Source organism: Halarchaeum grantii, from assembly GCF_014647455.2.
Classification (GTDB): domain Archaea; phylum Halobacteriota; class Halobacteria; order Halobacteriales; family Halobacteriaceae; genus Halarchaeum; species Halarchaeum grantii.
The window spans coordinates 18,725-45,275 of sequence record NZ_BMPF01000003.1; the positions used below are offsets into that span (position 1 = coordinate 18,725).

Annotated in this window: 27 protein-coding genes and 5 pseudogenes; 20 read left to right on the forward strand and 12 right to left on the reverse strand. The window is 57.7% G+C overall.

From position 1 onward, the window contains the following. Positions 1-2: 2 nt before the first annotated feature. Positions 3-1,073 carry a glycosyltransferase family 4 protein gene (locus IEY12_RS10020; RefSeq protein ID WP_188883576.1) on the reverse strand — a complete coding sequence of 357 codons (1,071 nt, stop codon included), beginning with the start codon at positions 1,071-1,073 and terminating at the stop codon, positions 3-5. Between the two features lie 133 nt (positions 1,074-1,206). After that, a pseudogene (locus tag IEY12_RS10025) lies at positions 1,207-1,587 on the reverse strand (integrase core domain-containing protein); the annotation flags it as partial. 54 nt (positions 1,588-1,641) lie between these two features. On the opposite strand from IEY12_RS10025, the pseudogene IEY12_RS10030 reads away from it, so the two are divergent. Both IEY12_RS10030 and IEY12_RS10035 read left to right on the forward strand, forming a co-directional pair. Further along, positions 1,642-2,277: pseudogene (locus tag IEY12_RS10030) on the forward strand (IS6 family transposase). Between the two features lie 183 nt (positions 2,278-2,460). Further along, entirely contained in the window at positions 2,461-4,128 is a 1,668-nt protein-coding gene (locus IEY12_RS10035; protein WP_188883585.1) for a hypothetical protein, read from the forward strand. Positions 4,129-4,291: 163 nt separating this feature from the next. Here IEY12_RS10035 and IEY12_RS10040 read toward each other — a convergent pair. Continuing rightward, a pseudogene (locus IEY12_RS10040) lies at positions 4,292-4,865 on the reverse strand (transposase domain-containing protein). A 233-nt stretch (positions 4,866-5,098) separates the two neighbouring features. Here IEY12_RS10040 and IEY12_RS10045 point away from each other — a divergent pair. Beyond that, complete coding sequence (locus tag IEY12_RS10045; RefSeq protein WP_188883586.1) at positions 5,099-6,556, forward strand: oligosaccharide flippase family protein; 1,458 nt, start codon at positions 5,099-5,101, stop codon at positions 6,554-6,556. Positions 6,557-6,725: 169 nt separating this feature from the next. Here the strand turns inward: IEY12_RS10045 and IEY12_RS10050 are convergent, their stop codons facing one another. From IEY12_RS10050 to IEY12_RS10065, 4 genes are all read right to left on the reverse strand, one after another. Continuing rightward, entirely contained in the window at positions 6,726-7,643 is a 918-nt protein-coding gene (locus IEY12_RS10050; protein WP_188883587.1) for an NAD-dependent epimerase/dehydratase family protein, read from the reverse strand. A gap of 36 nt (positions 7,644-7,679) precedes the next feature. Continuing rightward, positions 7,680-7,862, reverse strand: a complete 183-nt coding sequence (locus IEY12_RS10055; RefSeq protein WP_188883588.1) for a hypothetical protein — start codon at positions 7,860-7,862, stop codon at positions 7,680-7,682. 57 nt (positions 7,863-7,919) lie between these two features. Beyond that, complete coding sequence (locus IEY12_RS10060) at positions 7,920-9,014, reverse strand: metallophosphoesterase family protein (protein ID WP_188883589.1); 1,095 nt, start codon at positions 9,012-9,014, stop codon at positions 7,920-7,922. A 792-nt stretch (positions 9,015-9,806) separates the two neighbouring features. Further along, on the reverse strand, positions 9,807-9,974 hold the full coding sequence (locus IEY12_RS10065; protein WP_229871163.1) for a hypothetical protein: 168 nt from the start codon (positions 9,972-9,974) through the stop codon (positions 9,807-9,809). Positions 9,975-10,103: 129 nt separating this feature from the next. Here IEY12_RS10065 and IEY12_RS10070 point away from each other — a divergent pair, with 129 nt between their 5' ends. Further along, a complete protein-coding gene (locus tag IEY12_RS10070) occupies positions 10,104-11,423 on the forward strand; it encodes a DUF4365 domain-containing protein (protein ID WP_268246003.1) in 1,320 nt (439 codons plus the stop codon). Positions 11,424-11,440: 17 nt separating this feature from the next. Here IEY12_RS10070 and IEY12_RS10075 read toward each other — a convergent pair whose 3' ends face one another. Next, a complete protein-coding gene (locus tag IEY12_RS10075; RefSeq protein ID WP_188883591.1) occupies positions 11,441-11,899 on the reverse strand; it encodes a DUF7718 family protein in 459 nt (152 codons plus the stop codon). 133 nt (positions 11,900-12,032) lie between these two features. On the opposite strand from IEY12_RS10075, the gene IEY12_RS10080 reads away from it, so the two are divergent. The 3 genes from IEY12_RS10080 to IEY12_RS10090 all read left to right on the forward strand — a co-directional run bounded on the left by IEY12_RS10080 (position 12,033) and on the right by IEY12_RS10090 (position 13,435). Beyond that, the gene (locus IEY12_RS10080) at positions 12,033-12,398 is read left to right on the forward strand and encodes an HVO_A0114 family putative DNA-binding protein (RefSeq protein ID WP_229871165.1); all 366 of its coding nucleotides are present in this window, start codon (positions 12,033-12,035) and stop codon (positions 12,396-12,398) included. A 225-nt stretch (positions 12,399-12,623) separates the two neighbouring features. Further along, on the forward strand, positions 12,624-12,962 hold the full coding sequence (locus tag IEY12_RS10085) for a toxin-antitoxin system TumE family protein (RefSeq protein WP_188883593.1): 339 nt from the start codon (positions 12,624-12,626) through the stop codon (positions 12,960-12,962). 23 nt (positions 12,963-12,985) lie between these two features. Further along, a complete protein-coding gene (locus IEY12_RS10090) occupies positions 12,986-13,435 on the forward strand; it encodes an HVO_A0114 family putative DNA-binding protein (protein ID WP_188883594.1) in 450 nt (149 codons plus the stop codon). A gap of 59 nt (positions 13,436-13,494) precedes the next feature. Here IEY12_RS10090 and IEY12_RS10095 read toward each other — a convergent pair whose 3' ends face one another. Next, on the reverse strand, positions 13,495-13,770 hold the full coding sequence (locus IEY12_RS10095) for a helix-turn-helix domain-containing protein (RefSeq protein ID WP_229871167.1): 276 nt from the start codon (positions 13,768-13,770) through the stop codon (positions 13,495-13,497). Positions 13,771-14,027: 257 nt separating this feature from the next. Here IEY12_RS10095 and IEY12_RS10100 point away from each other — a divergent pair, with 257 nt between their 5' ends. From IEY12_RS10100 to IEY12_RS10110, 3 genes are all read left to right on the forward strand, one after another. After that, positions 14,028-14,756 carry a hypothetical protein gene (locus tag IEY12_RS10100; protein WP_188883595.1) on the forward strand — a complete coding sequence of 243 codons (729 nt, stop codon included), beginning with the start codon at positions 14,028-14,030 and terminating at the stop codon, positions 14,754-14,756. 728 nt (positions 14,757-15,484) lie between these two features. Next, positions 15,485-16,171 (forward strand): nucleotidyltransferase domain-containing protein, encoded by a 687-nt coding sequence (locus tag IEY12_RS10105; protein ID WP_188883596.1) that lies wholly within the window; start codon positions 15,485-15,487, stop codon positions 16,169-16,171. Next, positions 16,171-16,665, forward strand: coding sequence for a DUF8154 family protein (locus IEY12_RS10110; protein WP_188883597.1), 495 nt, complete (start codon positions 16,171-16,173; stop codon positions 16,663-16,665). Before IEY12_RS10105 ends, IEY12_RS10110 begins: the two co-directional genes overlap by 1 nt. Positions 16,666-17,395: 730 nt before the next feature. On the opposite strand, the gene IEY12_RS10115 is transcribed toward IEY12_RS10110, so the two are convergent. Next, positions 17,396-17,740 carry a hypothetical protein gene (locus tag IEY12_RS10115; RefSeq protein ID WP_188883598.1) on the reverse strand — a complete coding sequence of 115 codons (345 nt, stop codon included), beginning with the start codon at positions 17,738-17,740 and terminating at the stop codon, positions 17,396-17,398. A gap of 224 nt (positions 17,741-17,964) precedes the next feature. Here IEY12_RS10115 and IEY12_RS10120 point away from each other — a divergent pair, with 224 nt between their 5' ends. Further along, on the forward strand, positions 17,965-18,519 hold the full coding sequence (locus IEY12_RS10120) for a DUF7342 family protein (RefSeq protein WP_188883599.1): 555 nt from the start codon (positions 17,965-17,967) through the stop codon (positions 18,517-18,519). 12 nt (positions 18,520-18,531) lie between these two features. After that, complete coding sequence (locus IEY12_RS16080; RefSeq protein ID WP_188883600.1) at positions 18,532-18,972, forward strand: toxin-antitoxin system TumE family protein; 441 nt, start codon at positions 18,532-18,534, stop codon at positions 18,970-18,972. A 79-nt stretch (positions 18,973-19,051) separates the two neighbouring features. On the opposite strand, the pseudogene IEY12_RS10130 reads toward IEY12_RS16080, so the two are convergent. Beyond that, positions 19,052-19,333, reverse strand: a pseudogene (locus tag IEY12_RS10130) (phage NrS-1 polymerase family protein); the annotation flags it as partial. A 100-nt stretch (positions 19,334-19,433) separates the two neighbouring features. Between IEY12_RS10130 and IEY12_RS10135 the strand changes: the two are divergent. From IEY12_RS10135 to IEY12_RS10165, 7 genes and pseudogenes are all read left to right on the forward strand, one after another. Next, a pseudogene (locus tag IEY12_RS10135) lies at positions 19,434-19,632 on the forward strand (DUF7557 family protein). Then, positions 19,629-20,027 (forward strand): PIN domain-containing protein, encoded by a 399-nt coding sequence (locus IEY12_RS10140; RefSeq protein ID WP_188883603.1) that lies wholly within the window; start codon positions 19,629-19,631, stop codon positions 20,025-20,027. The pseudogene IEY12_RS10135 and the gene IEY12_RS10140 overlap by 4 nt, the downstream one beginning before the upstream one ends. Positions 20,028-20,940: 913 nt before the next feature. Then, positions 20,941-21,294, forward strand: coding sequence for an antitoxin VapB family protein (locus tag IEY12_RS10145; protein ID WP_188883604.1), 354 nt, complete (start codon positions 20,941-20,943; stop codon positions 21,292-21,294). 79 nt (positions 21,295-21,373) lie between these two features. Beyond that, positions 21,374-22,552 (forward strand): Fic family protein, encoded by a 1,179-nt coding sequence (locus tag IEY12_RS10150; protein WP_188883605.1) that lies wholly within the window; start codon positions 21,374-21,376, stop codon positions 22,550-22,552. Positions 22,553-22,702: 150 nt separating this feature from the next. Further along, entirely contained in the window at positions 22,703-23,227 is a 525-nt protein-coding gene (locus IEY12_RS10155; RefSeq protein ID WP_188883606.1) for a DUF7342 family protein, read from the forward strand. Next, complete coding sequence (locus IEY12_RS10160; RefSeq protein ID WP_188883607.1) at positions 23,227-23,652, forward strand: toxin-antitoxin system TumE family protein; 426 nt, start codon at positions 23,227-23,229, stop codon at positions 23,650-23,652. Before IEY12_RS10155 ends, IEY12_RS10160 begins: the two co-directional genes overlap by 1 nt. After that, a complete protein-coding gene (locus IEY12_RS10165; protein WP_188883608.1) occupies positions 23,637-24,260 on the forward strand; it encodes a DUF5615 family PIN-like protein in 624 nt (207 codons plus the stop codon). The genes IEY12_RS10160 and IEY12_RS10165 overlap by 16 nt, the downstream gene beginning before the upstream one ends. 509 nt (positions 24,261-24,769) lie before the next feature. On the opposite strand, the gene IEY12_RS10170 is transcribed toward IEY12_RS10165, so the two are convergent. Then, positions 24,770-24,916 carry a hypothetical protein gene (locus IEY12_RS10170; RefSeq protein WP_188883609.1) on the reverse strand — a complete coding sequence of 49 codons (147 nt, stop codon included), beginning with the start codon at positions 24,914-24,916 and terminating at the stop codon, positions 24,770-24,772. A gap of 221 nt (positions 24,917-25,137) precedes the next feature. Here IEY12_RS10170 and IEY12_RS10175 point away from each other — a divergent pair, with 221 nt between their 5' ends. Next, positions 25,138-26,523 carry an ATP-binding protein gene (locus IEY12_RS10175; protein WP_188883610.1) on the forward strand — a complete coding sequence of 462 codons (1,386 nt, stop codon included), beginning with the start codon at positions 25,138-25,140 and terminating at the stop codon, positions 26,521-26,523. Positions 26,524-26,551 lie beyond the last annotated feature (28 nt).

Here is a 26,551-nt window from a genome sequence, read left to right on the forward strand (position 1 = left end):
ATCTACGACGTGGTATTGTTGAGAATGTCTTCGTAGATAGCAACTGTCTTTTGGGCACAATCTTCCCAATTGAATTGGTTAAGACGATTGTAGCCTTTCTTTATCATCATTTCTCTCTGATTGTCCTCTTCTAACAGCGTTAATACTGCATCACTCCACTCAGTTGGTTGGTCAGGTGAACAGAGCATCGCAGCATCACCAACGATCTCAGGTACCGCAGTTGCGGATGTTGCGATTACTGGTGTTCCATTAGCCATAGCCTCTAAGGGGGGACGACCGAACCCCTCGTAATTCGATGGAAAAACAAAGGCTAAAGCAGATTCATACAGCCTAGAAAGTAAATTGACATCAACGAAACCCGTCTGTATAACGCGACCTCTGACACCATGTTTTCTGGCGCTGTACTTAGTCAAATACCCGGGTATTAGACCCGGACTACCGACAACAACAAGCGTGATATCCTCTGGGAGGTCCTTCAACGCCTCAATAACAGTGCTCACATTCTTTTTTGATGTTTGGCTACCTACATACAATAAATATGGCTTTGATATCCCCATCTCTGCTAACCTGCTTTCCGAGGCACTCTCCTGATAATTCTCAACAGTAATTGAGGGGTAAACAACGTACGAATTACCGTCTGTAATTCTAATTCTGTCCACCAGGTCTTCATGAGTATGTTCTGAGATGGAAATGTATCCATCAGCATTCTGTAGGCCGCGTTCATATACTTGTGCAAATGTACGAAGAAGAATATTGTCATAGTTTGAAACAAGCGGGATGATGTCATGAACAGTGACTACGACCGGGATTGACGTTTCAAACCGAATAAGCCCCGCAGCCTGAGTTTGAGAGGGTAAGTGGAACAAGTCAACTTGATTCTCATACTGTTTCAATCGTTGTTGAACACCATACGAGGCTGAAATATAGGAGCCGAAGACTGGAACCTCATATGCTGGGATTTGAATCTTTTTTACCTCTATACTATCAATGTTTTCTAGCTGGCTCACTAGCTCTTTTGTGTAGTTACCGATCCCACTCCCGGCTGAATCGTTTATGCAAATCCCAACTCTCATTTTGTCACCAACACAACTACGGCGGATAATGATATCGTTGATGGATCTGGTCTCGTGGATATCTCTTTACAAGGGTTGCTATCTGAATCGTAGTACCTCTATTACCAAGCAAAGCACCCATACAGGGAACTGTCTAGTTTAGCGCCTCCTCAACCGGCGTGTTTCCGTCGAGGGATTGATGTGGTCTTGGTGGTTGTAGTAATGTACGAACTGTTCAACTGTTCAAGCCATTCGCGTGCGCTCGACTGACTGCCCACCCACGAGTTATGGGAAACGGTCGATACGCATTTTGAGCGTGCGGAACCACTTTTCGATGAGGTTCCGGTCAGTATAGTCCACTCGCCGTTCAATCCTAATCGATCGAGGCGGTCCGATAGCCGAACTGATCGACGAGAAACACCGCGTCGGAGGGATCGTGTTTCTCACGGAGACCGTGCAGAAACGCAGCCACCGGATCGGTGCCATGCCGTCCAAACAATGTGACGTCGAGAATCAACTTCGTGTCGAGGTCAATTGGCGGTGCTTAGTTAAGGCTGAAAAGTGAGGGGGTGCGAGTTTCTGCTGGTTGATGGCTGAAATCGCCCGCCTCAGCGGTCATAGCGATTGGATTGACTTGGCTTTTGTGGAGCGAGAGTGGACACCGAGCGAGCTGATGGAGCTTGGTATTCGACTCTATCTGTCTGGACTCTCGCTTTCGAATACCATTTCTATAATTTAGAATTTCGGTGTCGAACGTTCGCGGAAGGCTGTTCACGATTGGGTGCAGAAAGCCCACCTACAGCCTGCCAACGACGCAAGTCCGGATCACATTGCGCTTGACGAGACGGTAATCCGAATCAATGGTCCGCAATTCTGGCTGTACGCTGCTGTCGATCCCGAAACAAACAGATTCCTGCACTTGTGGCTGTTTACGACGACTACGACGGCATTGACGCAGCAGTTTCTGCGGGAGCTTCGTGGGAAATACGACGTCCCCGACGCCGTGTTTCTCGTCGATCATGTCCAGCATCCAGCGGCTACTCTGCATCAAGCAGGACTCCGATTTCAGACTGTGCATCATGGAAATCGCAACGCTGTCGAACGTGTATTCAGAGAAATAAAACGATGTACTTCCTTGTTTAGAAATAGTTTCAGCCACGCTGATCCGGAGACCACCGAAACGTGGTTGCAAGCCTTCGCCGTCTGGTGGAATTCGCGTAACTAAACACGAAAACATCCATTGAGGGGGCGTTTTTCGGCATAGAGCACTGAAAGACCGCTCCGCCTCATCCTTCAACCTTATCTGAACACCGCCACTTACGATAATTTCTACCCCTCTAATTTTGGCGGTTGGCTCGCGTTTACCGTAAGTTATACAACATAAGCATATCTAGAGGAGACAACTCGTATGGACAAAAGACAATCCCTCATTTCTGCAACACTCTTGTTCACTACGATCACACTTGGTGTCTGGGGGGTACGTCTACAGTCTCCATTGCTTTTAGCAATCTGCTTAGTGTGTGCCTCTCTTGCTGTTCTCAAATTCAACTCGTTATTATCTGCCGTCAGTTTGGCAGTGATCGGTGCGCTTATTCAGACTGGAGCGCAATTTACGCGCCTTTTTGGGACAGATGTTCATTCTGCGGCCGTGATAGCTGCTACTATTAGCAGGTCTGGCTGGCCAGCTACTAATGTTGAGATTGCGTGGGGGTTCTCAGGCACGCCACTGCTCCATATATTGGCGGTTCTGACCTCTCGGATTACGGGCACTCAGATTATACCATCAGATGGGTCTGGTATCTTAGCTACTGTTCTCCTTCCTATTGTCTTTGTCCTCACAGTAGCAATTATTGGGGGTGTAATGACGTCTCGGATAAACGCCGATGTATCTTCTGCTCATGTTGTTTTATTGATTGCGATGTGGTTGCCGTTCCTATCGTGGACAGGTACCTTCCGACGACAATCTGTCGGTTATGTCCTATTTGCACTTGTCACATTCCTAATTGCGATTCATAAAGAAAAGGCCAGCAAAAGAGTTGGCTTACTGTTATTTATCGCGTTCGTCTCAATAGCTGTCGCACACCACCTCACATTTGTCATATTAGGGATGTTTCTTCTCTGTATTGTGTTAGCCAACCGTGTAGAGAAGTTACCTTTTGCGTTGCAATCAATGCCGGATCAGTCTCGTCTATTAATCATATTCTCAACAGTTGGTGTATTGTGGTTTCTTTTCTCGACAGGGGGATCTACAGATATTGTCTTGTTGGTTTATGGGCTATTCTCATTACTTGCAGAAACAACTACGGCGGCGAGTGCTTCAGGGCTTGGACACGGGATATACATCACTTTCCGGGATTTTCTATCTAGATGGATCTTTCAAGGTCTTCTTTCAACAGGAATCATTGCCGCTGTTGTTGTTGAAGCAAGACGCTCTAAATTGACTGGTGATCAGGTAGCGATAGCGTTTTTCGGAGTGATTATCGCAGCTCTATCTACTACTGGGATTTTTTTCGGCGGACTTGACCCAGATCGTCTTATGACCTATCTTTTACTGAGCGGTTCGGCTATCCTTGCGATCCAGGGATGGAGTTCGGTTGAGTCGCAACATTCAATACCAGCACCCAAAATCGCAATCGTGACTTTGGTGGTTTTAGGGGTACTAATGATCCCGCCTTTCTTAGTATCTAGTCAGCCACCAGCGCTTGAGCAAGGGGTCGGGAGCCACCAAGCAAGCCCAGAGCTGTACCAAACTGCATACTGGATTAATAGCTATTCGAATGAACCATTGGTTCGCGGAGACATTATGATTAAGGAAGTGATCACTCCTGTTGGAGGGGTGCAAATTAAATCTGGGGTTTTAGAGGTTAAAGATGGGAAAATACCAAGGGGGATGTTCGTGTATCGGTCTGAAAACCGGGTGCAATATTCTGGTTGGGTTTATGGGGATTCTACCCGTGTCCTCACAGTTGACTCATCGGAATTGAGTCCAGATTTGTCTCGTAGCAAAGTATATACCACTGGCGAGACAAAAATATACTCTGGAAATTCCACACCATCACTGAAAGCTAGCAACTGAAAACGCTAGCAGCGGTCAGGCAGTATAATGCAAGTCCAATATTAGCAGGGAAACAAGAATATAGTCGGGGAGATTAACTTTGTATGAACCCGGCGTTGTTTGTATAAACAAGATACCAGAAGCAGTGCAGTAAATATGAGACTGATATCTAATCCGTCGGAACTTAAGCATGATTCCACCAGACGGCGTGGGCTTGGAGCCATGTTTCTGCGGTCGGTGGATCGACGTGGCTGAAAAAAGTTTGAAAACGAAGAGGTTCCCTGTTCTACTTCTCTAAAGACACGTTCGACAGAATTTCTGAAGCCGTGTGTTGTTCGACGCGGTAGTGTAATTTTCTCGGCGGAGTCCACCGATCAGATCGCCGGCGTCATCGACGAGAGACAAAGCGTCTTCGACATCGTTCGTGAATGCAGAATTCTGTTTGTTGCTGGATCGACGGCAGCGTACAGCCAGTATTGCTCATCGTTGATCCGGATCACTTTCTGATTGACCGCAATGCGATTCGGGCTTTCATCGTCAGCTGGCTGTAGATCCGCTTTCTGTACCCAATTATGAATAGCAACACGACTCCGATCGACACTCGAATCATCAAGAAGAATAACTGTATTTGAAAGTGCAAATATCTCAAGGTGGTGGCGAATACCCTCTTTCAATAATCTCGCGGGTGTCCGCTCTCGTTCCACAAACGACAAGTCGATCCACTCGGTAGACCCTCTGAGGCGGTCGGTTTCTGGCATAGGAACTAGAAATGCTGACCGCCTCACCCTTATCTTAACACCGCCGGTAATGAGTGACCTCACAGCCCACCTACAATCCTACTATCGAGCAGCCAATCAAAGCCACCATTGATATAACTGCGATGTTTATATATCCGGTGTAAATACTGGTTGGAAAAACTATAACTGAGTGTATTGGATGATTTCAGTACCCTTTTGCCAGTCTAACACCAGTTGCTAGATGAATGTGAATTATGAGTGAGGATTCAAACCAAAATATATTAAGCGATTTCTTAAGAGATTTCGGTATCTATTCAGTCAGTCGTTTTGCACCTACCTTCCTAGGGTTTATTGCACTAATCGCGTTCACTCATTTTTTCGATACTGGGTCATATGGTAGATATGCACTCACCACCGTATTTATCACCGTCTTCGCAACCGGACTCTTTGACTGGTTGAAGCAGGCAGTGCTACGGTTCGATTCTGGACCGGACAATATAATTCCAACAACCCTCGCTATCTTGTTAGTACTCCTTGCAACATCGATTATCCTCGGAATTGGTGGCTATATTATATTCAGATCTAGGCTCGGTGCTTATCGCCCCTTCTATATTGCTGGAATTGCAGCGCTCACAACTCTTGGTACATTTGAAGTATGTCGATCAATTTTCCAAGCCAGACTCCAGTCAAAGGAGGTAATGAAGTATCAAACACTAAAAGCGATTATTCGACACGGACTTGGGCTTGGCATATCATTACTTATTTTCAATAGTATTGTGGGCTGGGTCTGGGCAATGGCAATTGGATGTGGGCTGGCGGTTGTTTTGATGATATCTCAGTTTGATATTCAGAAAATAGGATTCAACAAGACAATCGCAAAACGTCTTACAGGTTATGGATTTCCAATGTTGGGCTGGCTTTTCGGTTTAACACTGCTGACTTTTATTGATCGAGTTCTCTTAGAATATTTTTCAACAGCCTCTGCTGTCGGTATCTATAGCGCAAACTATACCCTAATTCAAACAGGGCTTCCGCTAGTACTGGCCCCAGTTATTGAGGCATCTCATCCTGTGATAATGCAAGAATGGAACGGTGAGAACCACGAGAAAATCGCCGATCTAATTGCCAGATACAGTCGCTATTTCTTGATCCTTGGCATCCCCGCGACCATCTTTGCGGCGGTAATTAGCCGTCCACTTAGTATTCTCGCTCTTGGAACTGACTTCAGAGCTGGTTACGTTATAATCCCAATAATTGCAGTATCTCTATTCATTTGGAACTTTGCCATGATTGGCCACAAAGGGTTGGAAGTACAGGATGAGACCGGTTTAATGAGCTTTGGAATTGGTTTGGCAGTTTTGGCGAATATTGTATTGAACTACATAGCAATTCCACTATATGGGTTCCTTGGAGCGGCAGTGGCGACGCTTATTAGCACCGGTATATATACAATATACGCGTACCTAATGTCTATACGGACAGTCCAGTGGGAGATTCCCAAGTCCACTGTGTTCCGAGTAGGACTTAGCGGCCTGTTAATGAGCCTGATTAGTGGATCTGGATATCTATTTCCGGATTGGTCAGTCGCAGGACCGGTCATTAGTGGCCTTAGTGGAGGGATCGGATATCTCGCTCTTTTGATTCTACTTGGTGAATTTGATGAGAAAGAAATAGGTAAAATATCATACATTATTGACTATGTTCGACTCTGATTAATATAGACGGCATGAGGAAAGAATTTAGGTTCAACACGCTCCCCCTGTTGAATCTTTGATGCAGTAGAACAGCGTGTTGTCGTAGATGTGACTGTTGAACCTCATGTGGCATCACCTACGAGAGCGTTAGTGGGTAGCGATAGGTGAATTAGTGCTTTGTGCTACCCTACTGATACTGCGCACACACTTCCTCGATGCCCTCCTCAAACGAGATCTGGGGCTCCCAGCCGGTTGCGTCGCGCATCTTCGTGTTATCCGCCATGGTGTCGTGGACGTACACGTCTTCGGGAATCGGGTTCTCGACGTATTCGGGCTCGATGTCGGTTCCTAACTCCGTATTCAGCATGTCTACGAGTGCGTTGAAGGTGTAGCTCTCGCCGGTACCGAGGTTGTAGATGCCGTCCAATTGCTCGTCGGCGGCGAGTTCGAGGCCGCGAACGATGTCGTCGACGTGCGTGAAGTCGCGGGTCTGCGTGCCGTCGCCGTAGAGGACGGGCGCCTCGCCGTCGGCCATGTCGTCGGCGAACTGGGCGATGACGTTGGCGTACTCGCCCTTGTGTTCTTCGCTGCCCCCATAGCCCTGGTAAACGGAGAAGAAGCGCATTCCGGCACAGGTGATGTCGTGGAAGTTCGAGTAGTATTCGGCGTATTTCTCACGCGCTAATTTCGAGGCTTCGTAGCCCGTATTGACGTGGACGGGCATGTCTTCGGGGCTGGGTTCGGTGCGGTTGCCATAGATGGAGGACGTCGAGGCATACACGACGGTTTCGCAGCCGTCTTGGACGGCTTGCTCGACGACGTTGACGAACCCCTCGACGTTGACGCGGGCGCCCTGCTGGGGGTTCTCCTCGTGCATCGCGTACGACGACAATGCGGCGAGGTGGAAGACGACATCGACGTCCGTCGGCAGCTCCTCGCCGAGGACGCTCGCTTCGACGTACTCAACGGCGTCATCGAGGTTCGCTTCGGTGCCGAGGTAGCCGTCGTCGAGCGCGACGACGTCGTTGTCCGTGGCGAGGTGGTTCGCGAGGTTCGAGCCGATGAAGCCGGCACCCCCTGTGACGAGGATACGCTGATTTCGCATACGGTAGTCTGGTCAATCCGGGTATATGTATCTGCCTCACTTGATGCCCGTCTTCGGGTTCAAACCCGGCACCGAGACGTCCACAACGAGCGCGCCATCGACGCCATCGCCGGCCGTCGAAAACGTGGCGCGCTCGTCGTCACCGACTGAGACGAACTCCCTCGACGACGAACTCGACACAATGGAGCAATCGGTCGTCGTCGACGACCGTCGCGTCATTACACGGCGTGACAGCAGTATCTACGAAGGGCTGCCCTGGTGAGTCGAGAGGGCTGGCTATTCGTTGAGCGGGTACCGTGTGATGTCGATTCCGTCGTCGGTGACGGTGACGAGCCACGCGCAGGGAGTCGTATTCCGATCAAGTGTGCTGATCGGGATGGTCGGGCCGGTGATGAGTGCGGGAACGTCGGTGCCTCGAACCATACCTTGGGCGGGAACGTGGAGATGGCCGGTGACGACGAGGTTGATGGAGGCACCGTCGATGTCGAGGAGGGGTCGGACGTCGACGCCGTCCGAGTAGAGCAGGTCTCCGTCGTCGTCGACGATGGGAGAGGGTGTTTGGTGGAGGACGAGGACGTTCGTGCCGAAGTAACTCGAGACGGTGGCCTCGAGGTCGACGTCGTCGAGACGACCGTTGGTGTGGTCGATGCCGTAGAGCGCGACGTCGAGGTCATCACTGCTGAGCGGTACGGGAGCGCGATGCAGGTGGTGATCGACGTCCGTCTTGGTGGTGAACGCGTCGAGTTCGGCGAGGCCCGTCTTCGTGTCGTGGTTGCCGACGACGTAGTGGAAGGGAATGCCGTCAGCGTGGAGGTCCGCGAGCGCCTGCGTCGCCTCGAGCGCGTCGGCCTGGGTGACGCCGTGGTCGAAGATGTCGCCTGCGTGGACGACGGCGTCGACGTCGAGATTCCGGGCGAGCGAGAGCGCGTTCGTGAATCCAGCGCGACCGTCGCTATCGTGTGCCCACGCGGGTTTTGCCTCCCGGTGTCGATAGCCGATATGCGTGTCGCCGATGACGAGGAGGTGGACGGCCGAGTCCGTGGTGGCGCCGAGATCGGTGGCGGTGAGATTGCGCGTACTACTCAGCAGAGAGTGGGTCTCTCCATTACTCGTCCACTGCTTCGCGCGGACGTTTTTGAGTCGATAGCGGTGGCCGACGCGCCAGTCGACGTCGACCTCGTGCGTCGTCCAGATCGAGAGGGTGAGTGTGTTCCCATCGGTATCGGCGACCGTGAGCTCGGCGTCGCGACGGCCATCGTCAGGATGGTCGAGTGCGACGACGCGGAGCGTGAGCGGTGTCTCGAAGCGGTCGTTCTCCGGGATGGCGTCGGGGTCGAGCGCGCCCATCTGCCACTCGGTATACTGCGCCACTACGTGTCCGTTCCGATAGCGCGACCGTGGTGCGTCGCGCACGGAGTCTGCACGTGGCGAGCATTCGGCAGCGCTCGCCAGCGTGATCCCGTATTCCGACGTGCGGGACTCACCGACGGTGCAGATGTCCTCGAGAATCGCGTCGATGACCGGCCCGACGCACGCGGTGGCGAGTCGGCAACGACCCTGCGATATTCATACTCGGCCTGAATCCCCGCAAGGACGCCGCTGTGACCCGTGGATGCGTGATTCTGAACCGGCGCATCTGTTCTTCGCCGTCATTCGTGAGGCGCTCTCGACGCCGCGAACGGCGCTGCCAGGCGATATGGGCGCGACGTCGCGACGCCACGCTCTTCGCTTGAGGAGAAAACCGATAGACGGAAGCCGATTATGACGGATCCCTCTCGAGGATCGCCCCGATCACGACGCCGTCGCGACCGCCCCGATTGTCGACGATGCTTCCCGAACCGGGCGTATTCGCGCGATTCGGTGGGGGACCCACTATCTGCATCGAGCGTCATACTCGACCCACGGGAGGCCACCAGACAGGGTCTTGCGGGGAATACAGCCGATTATGCAGATCGAAGAACTGTGACTCGGTCGAACGCAAGGCGACGTACCGGGTCCCCATCGATACACGACTGCGGTCGTAGCCTCCCTCTTTGGCGCTGTCGTGTGTTGTCCAGTTCGAGAGGGCGAGCGCGTTCTCCTCGGTATCGACGATCGTGAGCGCGGCGTCGCGACGGCCCCCCTCCGACACGTCGTGTTGCCCCTGGATCGACGAACGGCACTCTATTCGGTGAGATCTGTGGCGTCCAGTTCTTCGTTGAGGTAGGCTTCGCCCTGCTCGCTGAGCGAGTAGTAGCCGTCGTCGTGCTGAGCCAACAGTCCGTATGTCGCGAGCATTCGGTAGCGCTCACTGGCGTCGTTGCGCTGGGTGTCGATATTGTGGCCGATCACTGTGGGGGACCCTCGTCGGCGTCGTAGGCGTACTTGAGGATCGCGTCGTCGATAGGATATGGCCGTCGCGGTCGAATGGGACTTTGAGGCACCGAAGCACCGAGGGTCGTCGAGTGTGTTCGTAGCGGTATGGCGAAACGGAAGGACAGCAATCACGAGTTGGAGCGGTATTCGCGAGGCCGGGTGCGGATGGCGCTCGCGGAGTGGGTCGTGAATTCGCTGGACGAGGATTACGCGTTCGATTTCGAGGTTCGCCCCACGGAGGGGTTTGGTGAGGGCGACCGTGATGCGCACGGTGACGCGGTTCTTCCGTCTCCGTTCTACATCCAACTGAAGGCCTCCGAGGGCTTCGCCAATCGCGAGTCGGTCTATCACTCGTTCGACGTCCCGTATCTGGTCGAGGATTGCCTACGGGCATCGATCCCGGTCGTGCTCGTGATCTGTGATCGGGAGTACGAGGAACTCTACTGGTGTGTCCTCCAGACGTATTGTTGGGACGTACTCGACGAGGAGAACGAGGGGTGGCGTGAGCAGGAGTCGGTTCGGGTTCGAATCGACCGCGAACCGCTCGCGGATTCTCTCCAGTTGTCACGGCTTCGCGGTGTACTTCGGGAGGCCGAGCATCGAATCGCGACACGGCAGCGTGTGGCGGCATCACGACGGGGGACGCTTCACCATCCGTCTCGCATGCATGTCGCGTCGACGTCCCAGGTGCGAGACTACAAACGCGAGATGGTTGCGGATGCGGTCGAGTTAGCGAACGCGAGTCAGTACGACCGCGCTCGCCAGACACTGCTCGAGGTTCGGCAGATGGCTGAGGTAGACGAGCCGACGCTCGAGGCGCTTCACCGCCTCCTGCAACTCAGTGAGATCGAGAACTCGACGCTCGCGTTTGCGAAGATCAGATTCGCGCGCGAAGCGGGAGCGTTAGCACAACGGTATGATCGCGAGGAAGGGGTCCTCGAGGAACTCCGAGAGCACTACGACGAGGCGTGGGCGTACCTCGATGAGCACTTCGTGGGCGCGCCGTATCTCGACCAGTCGGGACTACCGGTTCGGATTCTCGAAGTTGAGCGGCTGAATCTCCTCTCGGGTGATGGCGCGGAGATGTCGGCGGTCGTTCAGCATGGCGGAGATCACATCAGACTGCAAGCACCGGCGATCGCGGGCGGTGAAGAGTTCGAACGCGTCCATTCCGGTGAGGGTCGCGATCCTCGTGTGGAAGCGTGCGAGAATCGGCAGCACGAGTTCGACGCGGAGTCGCTTCGACGTTCACCGATTGCGACGCGATGCCTCAACTGTGAACTCTCCGGTGAAACGATCAAGCAGTGGCTCTCCCACGACGTTCCGAGAGTCTGCGATAGCTGTGGTGACGTCGTCTACGAAAACCCACTCGATATGGAATCCGTCGAACGACGGAGTATGCTCTTCTGTGAGGCGTGTCGGTGAGACTGGTGTTGTCTGGTCTATCGGTCGGGCGTTTCTGTCGTCTCGACGTCGTCGGGGTGGTTCTCCAAGAAGAGGGCTGCGTATCGGGTAGCGTTCTCCCGGAGATACTCCTCGGCCTCGTAGTAGGTCGAAATATCGATGTCGAAGTCCTTCTGTTCCGCACTGTCTTCCCGATAGTAGCGGTCTACGTGGATGTCACCGGCTTCGTGGGGACTGTTGTCTACCTTCGCTATCTCGGTGAGCGTTCCGTCGGCCTGTCCGAAGCCGAGGACGACCGCCCACGATTGGGGATCGTTCGCGCTGGGGTCGAGGCGGACGCCGAGGAAGAGCGGGTCGGGGAACGTCGTGTCGATCTGGTAGTCGTAGTAGAAGTCGCTCTGGGTCATTCTGGTCCTGTGAGGCCGCGTCGTTTCCTCAGATTCTCGGGCGACCAGAGTTAAGCCCTGCGCTCCATACGTGCCTGGAAGGCCACTCATTCCCCTAGAGAGACCTTAATACGTATGTCCTTTCGGCTTCACCAACGGTATAGTCACTTTGTGAACCGTTGTTTTTACATACAACCCATGCCTTTCTAGAGCTAGCTGGCCCGGCCTGCCAGTCCACCCTACCATGAGTGATGCAACCAGCCGGTCTCAACGCGACGAGAGTACCGACACCACGAGAGGCCGATCTGAACTCCGGGCTCGCATGGCCCGCGCCCTCGCTGAGGGCGGCTTCAGCGGCGTTCACGTCCTCAGCATCGACAGCGCCGAGACGGTACTCACCGACCCCCGGATGAGCCTCATCGACTATCTGCGAGCGCACGACGTCGAGTCCATCCGGGAGCTCGCCCGTGAACTCGACCGCGATAAGGGGAACGTGAGCCGGGACCTCAAACTCCTAGCGAAGTACGGAATCGTCGGTTTCGACACGAGTGGTCGCGCGAAAAGGCCCTTTCTCAAAGTCGAACACCTCGTCGTCGAGCCGGTCTTCTAACCCACTGGCCCTTCTTCAGTGGTTGGCTAGCGATTCGATCAGTCCCAGTCCGATCTCACACAATCGAAGCGCGGAAGCCCACGACTTCAGTCGTGGGTCACTGACGACTAGAAAGAACGGCGAGAGTTCCGCGGGTCAGGTGACCTGTCGTCTACATTAACCGCATATTCGTTGGTAAATAGACCAATAGACTTAACGAATTGGCCTGCGAACCAATAGGTGAGGATGGCTTCACTGACCGGCGATAACCTCGACGGGGTACGCAGGGTGGAGAAGTACCCCGACGGGACCGTCGTCCGCGTGTTCTGCATGCGGACGGACCGTGACGCGTACCCATCTGGATGGGCCTACAAGCTCCACTACGGCGCGACGGAGCCAGACCCACCCCGAACGCTCGACGATGGGACGATTCGCCGGTACGACAACTCGCACGAGGACACCAAAGGGCACGAACTGCACGTCGCACCGGACCCCAACCCAGACATCATCACGTTCCCGGGGATGGTCGAACTCTGGGAACGGTTCTGGAGCGAGATCCCGAAATCCGAGTTCGAGGTCAAGTGAGGCCATCACACACGGTGATATACATGAACGATACTACGGCGCCGCTGCACCCGATGGAGCGCGAACAGCTCCAGAGTGAATCGACTCTCGTCGTGACCGTGCGGTCGTCCGGTGAGTTCCACGACGACGTCACTGCCGAGATCAAGGCGCACGAACGGGGCGACGCGGTGGATTCCACACCGACGCTCTCGTTCACCAGCTACGACGACCTCATGGGGACGCTGACGCCGCGCGTCCTCGATCTCATTGAGGCGATCGGCCGGGAAGAACCATCCAGCATCAACGAGACCGCACGAGTCGTCGGCCGAGACGTGAAGAACGTCCACGAGGAACTCAGTCGTCTCGCCCAGCTGGGGATCATCTTCTTCGAGGAAGACGGCCAGCGGAAGCGCCCGGTCGTCTGGTTCGACGAACTCGTGATCGAACTGCCGTTCGAGTCAGAGTCGAGCGACACAGCAACCGCGACACCCTAGGTCTGGTCTCACGGAGAGCATACGAAATGTACTCTCAGTGGGAGAGACGGTCGCCCGGATCAGCCCTCGATCTCGTCGGCCGGCACGTCTCCGCGGAGCCACTTTCGCCCAAGGTCTGAGAGCTGGTAGATGCCGCCTTCTTCGTCGTAGTACTCGACGAGGCCGTGTTCGCGGAGCCTGATGAGGTGTTCGCGAACGCTTCCCCGCTTCCAGTCGGTGTTGTCGGCGATGACTCGCGGGGAGAGAACGAGTTCGTCGTTGCCCGGGTTAAGCAATCGCTCGAGGATGTCCCGATCCATCGGCGTCATCCAGGAGGCAAGTTCCGGGCGAGGCATGGCCTATCCGTGTGCATCCCGGCGTTTCACTATTTCTATCGTCCGAATCCACTTGCAATACACCAACCTTCGCAGACAGTACTGTCAGTAAGTATTATGTGCTGGCTACTCGTGCTACCCCCTACGGGAGCTATCTCCACGAAGAATGCGGGCCTCGCTGTTCCAGCAGCAGGCCCGCGCGGGCTCCCGTGCTACGCCACGGTAGCCATGTCCAACGAACACTTGCGACGTCTTGAACGTCCCGCACGGGTGGTACAGTGAGCAGTCCGTCGACGTCGAGCGACGTCCACGAGGAGAACGCGGACCTTCGCCGAGTGAACGCCGAACTGCGTGAGCGGCTTCGCGCCGTCGAGGAAACACTGGAGAAGCGCGCGTCGGTCCACTGGAGCGACGCCGAGGGCGACCCCTCGGAACTCCGCATCGAGGCCCCGGAGTCTCGCTTGGAGGGCCAGCAAGCTGTCTACCCCTACCGGATGCTGAAGAGCATCCGCGACGACGTGGACGAGCTCTTCGAGCGCGTCGCGGCGCTCGAACGACGCGAAGTCGACCCCACGGACTTACTCGCGGGCACCGAAGCCGACCAACTCCCGATCGAGCGCGTCGTCGCGGCAGTCCGGAACGGTCTTGAGGACTATTCGGCGAACGAGCGCCGCGCCGCGGTCGTCTTCGAGGCGTTCGGGGGTCGCGCGCGTCCGGTCACGAAGCAGCTCGTCCTCGACAGTCACGACGTCCGGACCATCCTCGAGGAAAACGCGGATCTCGAGGACGTGAACGCGAATACGGTGCGGCGCGTGATGACGCACGCCGCCAAACTGACGAGTCGCGTTCCGCGCGAGGAGCGCGTCGCCCGCGCCGAGAACGGTGCGGATGAACGGAACCTCCTGTGGCTGGAGACGCGTCACGACCGCCTGCAACTCCGTGCGGACAAGGAGGGGTGGGCGGCGTACCTCGACGGCGTCACCGAACGCGCCGTTACGGAGTCGTAAGGCGCCAACGAGAGAGTCCGTAACCACAGGACTCGACGGCGCTCATCGCCGTCAACGAATCGCGGTGTCTGCCCGGGTCGGCTACTGGTGGGTGTGTTCGTCCGCGGCGGTCGTCGCAGCGGTCTGTGCCGGATTCTCGTTCTTGTGCTGGTTACGCTGTGGCGTCGTGGGGTGTTACGACAGTGTAAGCGGGATAGCGGTAGCCCGTCGTGTGGCTGTGGCTGCCGCGTAGAGCGTTTCCTGTCGTGCAGCGGGCGAACGGTCGCTCAAGTGATGTACGGGTGGTCGTCGTGGTCTGCGAGGAGATCTGGGCCGTTCACACGAGTAGCGGCATGGAAGCTCACGACTTCACTCGTCGGCCACTGACGGTGACTCGCTCTCGCCCGGCGTCCACGTCACTGGGGTGGAGTGCGCCTCAGCGAACGGGTGCGGCATGGACGACGCAGCGTCTCCCCCATCGGATCGATGGCGACGACGATGCGTGGTTCTCGCTGGCGAGCTCGGAGCACGCCGCGGCGACACTGTCGAGATACCGCGTTCGTCACGCCTGTTCCGTGACGTCACGTGTGAGACAGTCGGTGTCCAGGCTTGTCTTCGTGTCCGTCGTCTCCTTCGGCGGGAGCGTTTCACTCACGTCGCCTTGGGCGGGTGTGTAGACGTCGATGACTTGGTACTATCGAGCATCCCAGGAGGAACACTTTTGCATAGATCGGGACTATTTGCACATCATGCAAGAGCAGGCGGGTGTGAGACTCAACTTTCCGTTTCCGGAAGAGCGAGTGTTCCGCTACCAAGCGATGCAGGACATTCTCCATCATCTGGTAAACAACCCATTCGAGCAGTTCACACAGCGCGAGTTGGCGACGATCACGGGCGCGGACGTCTCGACCGTCTCTCGGTCGCTCGACCTCCTCGAACAACTCGGCGTACTGGTCGTTGAAGAGGGGAAACCAAGTCACATCAGTATGAAACAGGATCACCTCCAACGATCGGATCCTCTCTTCACCGTCCCACAAACGGAGTTCCGCGAACCGATTCAGGCCTTCCTCGACGAGTTACATACGCGAGTCGGGACCGGAGATCACGTAACCGAAATCGTGGGGGTTGTACTCTTTGGCAGCGTCGCACGCGGCACTGCGGATCGAAGCAGCGACATCGACCTCCTCGTCATCATCGACGGGGATGGGACATACGCTCGGCGAGTGGGCTCAAAGACCGCTCGGGCGATAGAGGGCCGCTCGTTCGAGGGAGATCGATACGAATTCGAGGTTCTCATTGAGACACCTGACTCGGCCACGTCTCACGGCCACGACCTCGGAGAGATCTTCGACGAAGGGATCATCCTCGAACGGTCTGATGCGCTCGCTGATATTGAACGGGCCGTGTATGCGGACGGACAAGAGGATGATTCCTGATGCCGATCACGTTCGACGACGTCGAGCCAGAACTCTCCGATGCGGAAGACGCCTTCCGATATGGATCACAAGATGCCGAAGCTGGACTTGACGTCTCCGATGCAAGCTTTGTCCAACTCCGGAAGGCATGCAGGTCTTTGTCCGGTGCCGACGTTCTCCTTGAAGATGGTTACTACACGCTGACGATCGAGGCAGCGTTCACGTCTATCGAGAAGAGTCTGCTCTTCTGGCTGATCGACGAGAGCCACCAAGATCCGGCGAACCCACCGCAATCACATACGACGGCGATTAATCGTAGTGCGGATGTCGGATTGATCAGCGAAGAGGTCGCAGAGCGACTGGACGACCTCTGGAAGGAAAATCGCGCTCAAACGTACTACCAAGATGGAATCGCGACACGTGAACGAGCAAGAGCGATGCTCGCGCTCGCAGATCGGGTCCACTCGCACGTTGTCAATCTAGCCGGAATCCGCCACGAGTGCATCTGCGATTGATAGCGCCTTCCGACTGGACTATTTAATCAACAGCCGAACTACCTGTTCTGCATTTGTTGGTTAAGAACCCCCCTGCTCGATGCTCTAGCGCAGTCAGAACCCGCTCTTGGGGCTGCATGCTCGGCGTCCTCACTCGTCGCGAGGAGAACGACGGAATCAACTGGAACACTACGAGCACGCACTCGACGGCGATGTGGACTCGTTCTGGAAACCCGTCAGACGATTGAGGGAGCCACACCCCTGTCTCGGCGAAAGCGTACGAAACGTACTGTCCATCTGCTGTATCCGTAGGGAGCATGCGAAACCTCCTGTCCGCATCTCAAGTGTTGGTCGGTCCCCTCACCGAGCCGTCTTGGACGGCGACTCGCTCCTGCCCCACGTCCGCGCCACCGTCGAGGAGTGCAATGTTGTGCTCCTTGGCGAACGAGTGAGGCTGGTCACTGACGGCGCGGCGCCTCCCCAAACGCGTCGTCGTCGCGGCCGGTCTGGAGGTACTCGATGACGCCCGTCGTCGACTCGTCCATCGCGTCCCAGTCGGCATCGCGAGGTTGGGATACTCGTATGGCCCGTGAGACCGGTGAGAGTACGCCGCCGACGTCGCCCCGTGGGCGCGTCGTGCTCGCGCGTCCCGGTTGGAGGGCCGCGTAGTCCGAACTCGTCTTGTTTGATCTGGTGCTCGGCGTGGGCGTCGCGTATCGACGGCTAGCTTCCTGCCCGGTCTGGACTGTGGCTACGTGGCGCGTGCGTCTCTGACGGCTTCTTCGAGCGCGGCGCCGACCTCGCGGGTTTCCACGGGGACGACGAGAATGACGGGTTCGTGGAAGTCCGCGAACGAAATCTCGTCGAGGGGGCGCACGTGCGTGTAGTCGTGCTGGAGCGTTCCATCGACCCCGATATCGATCGCGAGGCAGGTCGCGCGGCCGGTGTCGGCCTCCCCGCGCCGTCGAGCGGCACGTACGGAACTGATGATGTCGTTTCGGACGTGCGAGGTGCCGCTGGCGAGCGTCTGCTGCAGCGCACGGAGCACCCGCGTCGCGGTTTCGTCATCGTCGTGAAGGATGGAGACGCCAGCCATACGGAACGATTCGTCCGCGATCAGTGAAAAACGCTCGGCGGTCGCGACTGTCGTCCGTTGAGTACTGCGCCACTCCATAACACACCGCCTGGGAGCTCGCCGTTCGCCACACCGAGCGCACGACGGATCTGCGGCCCCACTCAATCAGCAATCCGAACACCCTCGCCTTAGATATATCTCGTCTATACACAAGATATATCGTCTAGTAGCGACGATAGCTGTATATGAGCGAGGAGTCCCCGGGGGCCGCTCCGTCGTCCGGAGTTGATGGTGAGGCACGGAGTCGCTGGACCGACGAGCGGACCACCTTCCAACGTGTCTACGATATCGTCACGACACTCTCTACCTACGAGACCGTGAGCGAGATTGCGGAGCAGGCGTCGTGTTCGACGGACGGTGCCCGTGATGCACTCTCGCAGCTCGACGAGATGGGGATCGTCGAGACACGCGGGAGCCGCCCTGTCGAGTATCGCCGCAACGAGGCGTACTTTCGCTGGAAGCGTATCGAGGATCTCGCTCGAGACTACACCCCGAGCGAACTCCGCGCCCAAATCGACGACCTCATCCAGGAAGACGACACGCTCCAAGAGCGGTTCGACGCGCCGAGTCCTGACGCCGTCTCTCCCCACGAGTTCGAGGACGTCGACCACGAGACGATCCACGACCGCTGGGACGCGCTGAGTCGGTGGCGGAGTATCCGCCACGACATCGAGGTCCTCCAGCAGGCCGCCCACCGCGCTGAACAACGCCGAGACACCAGCGACACCGCCTCTCCCTGACCCCCGATCTCGATGCCGCCAACGCCAGACGGGGATGATCAGACTCCGCAGGGCCGTCTCGACGCGACGACGCTTCGAACACTCGGTCGCCGCGCAGTGACACATCCTCTCGTTGCGGCGTGGTCCTTCGAACCGACCGCCATCTCACCTCGATTTCTCGAGATTGAACTCGACGCCGACGCCTACCCTGTGGACGTCGACGCTGTCCGGCTCGAACTCCATTGGTTTACGACTGACGACTACTACGTCCACTACATCGAGACGCGCGATACCGAGTACTACCAGTGTCGGTGGGACCGCCATCCGAAGACGGACGCGCCCCGAAGCCATTTCCACCTGCCGCCGAACGCTGGGACCGCTATCGAATCTCCACTCGGGACACACGCACTCGAGGTTCTCTTCACGATCCTCGATTGGGTGAGCGAGCGTGTCTCCGAACTCCACGAGAGCTGAAGCGTGTTCCAAAGGCTCGATACCCTGGGCCTGCAGAGGACCGTTCGCCGTCGTAGACGAGCGTCGAGATCGAGAAGGACTACTGCTGGTTGAGAAGTACTTCGGATACGGCAATCCCGTCTCGATCGCTGGTCGTGGTCTCGATGGCGTGTTCGAGGCGCGCGACGTCGCGTGCGAGACGCTCAATGTCTGTCTCGTCGCGCGTCTCACTCGCGTCGCCTCCGGTGGGCGTGTAGACGTCGGTGGTGATGCGGCAGGCGCGTTCGATGGTCGCGTCGCCGTAGGCTCTTCCGTCGGAGTAGTGTGGGTCGTCCCATTTCGCGCGGTAGAGCTCGGAGTCGCGGAAGAGGCGGTCCATCGTGGTGCTGGGCCGAGTACATGGGCGATCCGGACTGGTTCTCGGACTCCGTCTGAGGGGGTCCGTCGAAAGCTAGTTGTCGCTGTATGCAGTCCGTATACATATGAGCACGTCCATCCGGGTGTCGGACGACACGAAACGGAAGCTGGAGAGCCTGAAGCGGGACGATGAGACGTTTGACGAACTTCTCGAACGCCTCGTGGAGAGCGAGAAGCCCCATCGACATTGGGGCGTGGAGCGAGGAGAAGGCTGACCGCGCGCGGGCGTCGGTGAAGCGCTCTCGGGAGAGCTTCGAGCGGTGACGTTCCTCGATTCCTCGGTCATCATCGACATGCTCGAGGGCGTGCCCGATGTCGTTGAGTACGTCGAGAGCCGGGGGCAGCCCTACCTCACATCCGCCATCTGCGTCTTCGAGGTTGTGAACGGAGAGGTCGGCGCCGGAACCACCGACGTTGTCGCGGTCCGGCAGGACTTCGGTGGCGTTCGCTCCCTCGACCTCACCGAACAAATCGCCTTGGAGGCGGGGCGGATGCAAGACCAGCTGATGGACAACGGCGAACGGGTGGCCGCGCGCGATCTCCTCATCGCGGCCACCGCGCGGTCTACCGGTGACGAACTCATCGTCTCGGATGGCGATTTCGAGACGCAGCTTCTCACGGACCTGCTGGACGTCACAAACCTCCGTGAGGACGACTGACGTCCGACCTCGCTTCGTCAGCGGAGGGGGTTCCCTTGTTCGACTCTGCGCTCTCTGTGTACCGGTCGACCGCACCGGGAGCCACCTGAAGTGCCGCTGAGAGGCTCCGCACGGCGACGAGATCCGTGTCGTCGCGGTGCCGATGCATGGCGAAATCCCGACCGGGACGTTCTACTCGAGTGTGGACCAGTGCGGTGCGGAGGACTTTCACGCGTGGTGCGCGTGGATCGACGAATACTGCTGAATACGGCACTCCGAGACATCGTCGAGTACCTCAGTGGGATCGCCGGACGCGATGTCGATCTTCCACGTGTGGGGGACGATTTAACCAACAGCCGGACTAGCTGGCCCGTGTTTGTTGGTTAAGACTACTTCCGATCGATGCTCTAGCGCATTCAGGACCATTCCTCAGACCTGCTCGGATTTCCCACTCGCCACGACGAGAACGAGGGGCTGAGTGGTGGGCAACAGTAGAGTACGCACTCGACGGCGATGTGGACCTCGTTCTGGAGACGCGTCGAGCGATCGAGGGCGCGGACGCCCGCTAACCATTACAGGAAAAGCATACGAAACGTACTGTCCGTCCCTCGCGTACTGGTCGTGTTCTCCGTCGAGTCGTCGCGGACGGCGACTCGCCCCTGCCCGGCGTCCGCGTCACCGCACGGGAGTGCGATGTGGTGCTCCCCGGCGAACGGGTGCGGCTGGTCACTGACGGCACGGCGTCTCCCCGGGCTGATCGACGGCGACGACGATGCGTCGTTCCCGCTGGCGAGCTCGGAGCACGCGGCGGCGCCGCTATCGAGATATCGTGTTCGCCACGGCCGCCTGCTCTGCGACGTCGAGCACGAGGCGTTCGGTGTTCGGGGTCGTGTCGTCGCTCGTCGCCCCCACATCCGGAACGGGCGACTCGTGAGTGCGGCTGAACAAGGTTCACATTGCTTGCGTACCCATACACAAACACAAGACTCTGCCGTCGAAGAATATCGGCCTCCGCGAGGACGTCTACGACCGCCTCAAGGCGCACAAGCGCGGCGACGAGAGTTTCAGCGAGACGCTGGAGCGCCTCCTCGATGACGTCGACGGCGATTGGCGAACCCATATTGGCTTCCTCAGTGGGGCGGACGCCGAGGAACTCGAAGCCGAGGTCGAACGTGGCCTCGATGAACTCGACGACTCGATGGCTGGTCTTGGCGACCGAATCGACACCGCCTTCGCCGACGGCGAGGAGGACACGTCACTGACCCACATAGATACTCCATATGCATAATACTCCGATCTACTGCCGACTTCTATGTGTTTGTAGTCCGTAGATTCATAATTCCTCGGTGCGTCCTTTCGATACGTGCATGCAGGAAACCGAACTGGAAGACTCAGCTCCGGGCACACTCGTCTCCTACGGGAGGCAGTCCTACTACAAGCCCGACCCACTTCCTCCGTCTCGATCACTCGACCTCGACGCATCCTTCTACGAGACGCTCGCTGACGCGACGTTCTGGTTGGGGCAGCTGAGTGGCATCAGTCGCGAACTCGACTTCCCACCGGTGCTCTATACGTCACTCTTGCGCAAGGAAGCGATGGAGTCCGCGGAGATCGAGGGCGCAGACGTCGACTATAACGCACTGTACGGTCTCGAAACGCGAACACTCGACGACGCGACCGGTGAATCCACAGCGGACGAGCGGGCACTTGCGGACACGAAGGATACCCAAGAAGTGTTGAACTACGAAGCAGCGATACTCGACGGGATCGACGCCCTCGACGACGACGCCGAGATTACCGTTGAATTGCTCCATCAACTCCACGAGACTCTCTTGACGGGCGTCCCCGACGCTCGCGTCGACACCGACACCATCGGTGCATACAAGACGATTCCGAATCATCTGGGTGACTTCCTCCCACCGGTACCGGGTGCTGTTGGTGGATTGATGGACGCGCTCATCACCTACTACCGGACGGGCGGTCGCTACCACCCGCTCGTGGATATCGGGCTCTTTCACTATCAGTTCGAGACGATCCATCCCTATGGCGATGGGAACGGTCGCCTCGGTCGCCTCCTCATCACGCTCCAACTCTACGATCACGGGTATCTAGAGCGCCCGAATCTCTACCTGAGTGAGTACTTCAATCGGAATAAGGCGATGTACGTCGATCGGATGAATGCCGTTCGGACGCGTGGGGACTGGGAGGCATGGCTCTCCTTCTTCGTGCGTGGCATCGCCCGACAAGCACACGAATCGGTCAAGCGAACACTCGCTCTCGACGACCTCCGCCGAACATACGAGGAAGAGTATGGGGGTGTCGCATACACGAAGCACCGACTCGCCTGCACACTCTTCGAGCAGCCGTACCTCACGACGAAGACCGTCATGCAACGCTTCGACGTCGAGCAATCCACCGCCTATCGGGCGATCACCGCGCTCGAAGATGCCGGCGTCCTCGAGGAAGTTCCCGGGGGCGGCCGCCGACAGGAGTATCGCGCTCGCGAGATCTTCGACATCCTCGAACAACCACCGCAAACGTACTAGGCAAGTCGCTCGCGACGCCAGTGCGGTCAACACCCGCGAATACGTCCGATCGCCGGCTACCTGCTAATCGGATGGTACGTTGACGCCAGCAATTCACTCAGATATTTGCTGGAGAGAACCTATATCTGTGTGCAGTTCGTAGCGTCGCGTATGAGCGAGTTCGATCCGGCACCGGACACCGCGAGTACTGAGACGTCGTGGCCGGAGGGGATGGATACGTTCGACCGCGTGTACGACGTCGTCCTCGGACTCTCGGAGTTGACGGACTATCACGCGATCGCGGACACCGCGTCGTGTTCGGTGAACGCGGCGAAGAAGCACCTCGACCGGCTCGCCGAGATGGGGGTCGCTCGCGCGGATACGGAGGCTCGGCCGGCGCGCTACGCGCGCGACGAGGGCTATCTCGAGTTTCGGGAGGCGAGTCGGATCGCCGCTGACCTCTCGGTCGAGGAGATCGTCGAACGCGTTGAGCGTCTGGAGGCCGAGCGTAACTCGTACGAGGACCGATTCGGGACGACGGACCCATCGAGTGTCGACGTCTTCGCGGGCGACCACGAGACGGCCCACAAACGGATGACCGCGGTGAGCGACTGGCGGGCGACGATCCGCGATATCCGCCTCCACGAGCTCGCGCGACAGCTTGCCCAACACGGCGGCCACCTCGTCCACGCCTAATGGGCGATCGCGAGTCGACGGGGCCACCCGACCGACAGACACTCCGCCTCCTCGAACGCCACCTCTCGAGAGATGCCCGCATCGAGACGACGAGGTTCGACCCGGACACGTACGAACCCCGCCTCCTGCGCGCGCACTTCGATGCTGCACGGTGGCCGACAGGTGTCGAGGTCGTTCGACTTGACGTTCGGTGGTTCGAGACGCGGGATTTCTCGTTCCACTACCTCGAATCGGGCGCGAACGAGTGGGAGTGTCGCTGGGATCGCCATCCGAACGACCACAATACGCGTGTCCATTTTCACCCGCCACCCGGTGTCGGGGATGCTGTCGACCTCGCGCTGTCGTCCCTGCATCCGCTCGACGTGCTCTCGACCGTCCGCACCGCAATCACGCAACGCCTCGACGACCATTGGACGACCGACTGAGGGCCAACCCCGTCTCCTGTGACGAGCGTGTCTGGACTCCCGTCGCCGACGGCTTCCGTCGACGCGGTTGGACGGTTCGAACAGCACGCGACGAAGGCACACTCGGTGACCCGGACTGCGAGTACCTCTACTACGCGACCGAGAACGAATGGGTTCTCGCCACCTTCGACGACGACTTCTTCTCACTCGTCAAAGGGCGGAGAACTCCCGCATTCGGGCCTGATCTACGCTTTTGGGCAGTGAGGGAACAACACTCCAAGCGGGTGACCAGCGGGGACCGATGGCGACGACTAGGGTCACCGATGCCCGACGATATCTGCAGGCGTGACCAGCGAGAGGTCGTCGCGCTCGTCAGGAGTCTGGCGCAGGCTCTCGGAGAACCCCCGACGACAGAAACAGCAGTAGTGGTTGTTGCCCTCCCTACCTTCGGGGACGTCCAGTCGACCTCCACTGCGCTTGACGTCGGCGAGGTTCCCTTCGTGCATCTCGCGGGTCGTCTACGCACCTCCCCCGGCGACGAGCCACTCGGTCGTGATGTACGTTCTCAGGCGGACACTTGCTTCAAGATCTGCGGGGTGACGAGCAAGTCCAGGACCGCGATGGCGTAGGCGATGAGCTGCGTTGTGCCGTCGAGAAAGCTATACGCGACGAACGCTATCACGAGTGCGCCACTCAGACCGATCGCGTACCTGATTGCGGGGTTCGTGAATGGGTTCTGTTGGGCCACAAATACCGCTCTGGCTTGGGGGATTGTCAATCCTGAGCTTGTGTGGGCTGGAGGTGGTGTCGGTCTTCCCGACTGGAGTGACGGCGATTTCGCTGACGAGCGCAGTAGCGAATCTCTCTTCGCGTTCGACAGCGATTTCGGGATACTCGTTTTGGCGGATATTGACACGGTCGGCTTGTAGATGAACGCGGTGTTCGAGTCCGTCGAACTGTTTGGCGGCACGAGGGATGGACATCGCCATACCGAGATTTATGACGTCCTCGAAGACGAGTGATGTCGCGTAGGTAGTCGTGATACCTCTTCCCGGCGAACGGGGGTCGGCTGGTTCCTGACGGCGCGGCGTCTCTCCGAACGGGTCGGCGGCGACACCGATGTCCCCACGGGCGTGCACTAGTCGCGTTCCGAGTTATCGTCGTGGTCGGGAAGTTCGGCGCTCCACTCGCGATGCCGGTCGTCGTAATCCTCCTCGGACTGTTCGGCGACGGGGTCGAGGCCGGTCGCACTCGCGATGGGGGCAATCCTGAGTGCCCGATTCACGTGGACAGCGAGTGCCGTGCGATGTCGATAGTGTCCGTAGTGCTAGTGACGAGCCACGGTCGGAGTGATCGAGTGGGCTGAAGAGGGCCTGACCTGCGTCATATTTCGGACTGATCTGTCTGTTGCGGTGTTCGGTCGTGAATGGTCTCCAGCCTGTCGTCCTCTCTGAGGAGTTGCGCCGCAACGCATAAGCCATTATCTCGATAATGATTACTTGGATAATGACCTTCTATAATCGTGGCGCGGAACTCGAGGAACTCCGCACGGCACACGAGTCTCCGGACCACGAGTTTTACGTCGTGTATGGCCGCCGCCGCGTCGGCAAGACGGAGTTGCTCAAGGAGTTCTGCCGTGAGCGGCCACACCTCTATTTTCTTGCCGCCCAGGAAGCCGAAGACCGACAGCGTGAGAAGTTCGTCGAGCAGGTCGCGGCTCACTTCGACGACCGCGTGCCACGCATCGAGGGATGGGATGAGGCGTTCGACTATCTCGCAGATCAGCTCGCTACCGAGCAAACGATCGTCGTCATCGACGAGTTCCCGTATCTCGTCGACGAGAACGACTCGCTCCCCTCGTACATCCAGTCGTTCGTCGACGAACATCTTCGGGATACCGATTCGATGCTCGTTCTCTGTGGATCCAGTATCAGTACGATGGAGCCCGAGGTCTTAGGTCACGAGAGTCCACTCTATGGGCGGCGCACCGGCCAACTCGACGTGCAGCCGTTCTCGTTCCGGAACGCCCGCGACGTCATCGCGTACGACCTAGCGGACGCGATTCGCTCGTACGCCGTGACCGGTGGGACGCCGATGTACCTCACGCTGTTCGACTACGCGGACTCACTCCCGGAGAACATTCGCGACCACATCCTGTCGCCAGCGGCGATCCTCTACAACGAACCGGAGTTCCTGTTACGCACCGAACTCCGCAATCCGGCCCGATACATGAGTATCCTGGAGGCCGTCGCGACGGGCCACACGACACCGAACGAGATTTCCGGCGCGACGGGAATCGATTCCGGCCCACTGTCGAAGTACTTGCAGACACTCCGGCGACTCCGGCTCCTCGATCGAACGGTTCCAGTCACCGCGTCGCCGAAGCAGTCGAAACGCTCCCGGTATCTCGTCGCCGATGAGTTCCTCCGTTTCTGGTTCCGATTCGTCGAACCGAATCGCTCCAGTATCGAGGAAGCCCCCCAGATCGTCTTGGACGGAACGATCGAACCCGGACTCCCCGATCACGTCGCGACGACGTTCGAGGATGTGTGTGTAGAGGCAACGTGGGAAGCGATTCGGCAAGACGAACTCGGCCCGTACGCGGATGTTGGGCGCTGGTGGTACGGTGAAGACGAAATCGATATCGTCGGCCTCGACCCGAACGACGATCGGATCCTGTTCGCTGAATGCAAGTGGACGAGTGAGCCTGTCGGGTATGGGTTAGTGGAGTCCCTTCGAGCGAAAGCCGATCGAGTGCGCTGGGGATCGGACACTCGGGATGAGGAGTTCGTGCTCTTCTCGAAGAGCGGGTTCGTCGACGGCCTCACCGAGGATCTCGATGACTCGTGGTCGCTGTTCAGCCTCGAGGAGTTAGACGACCTCCTCGTGTAGCGACTTCCGTGTCGTCGAGGAGACAGGA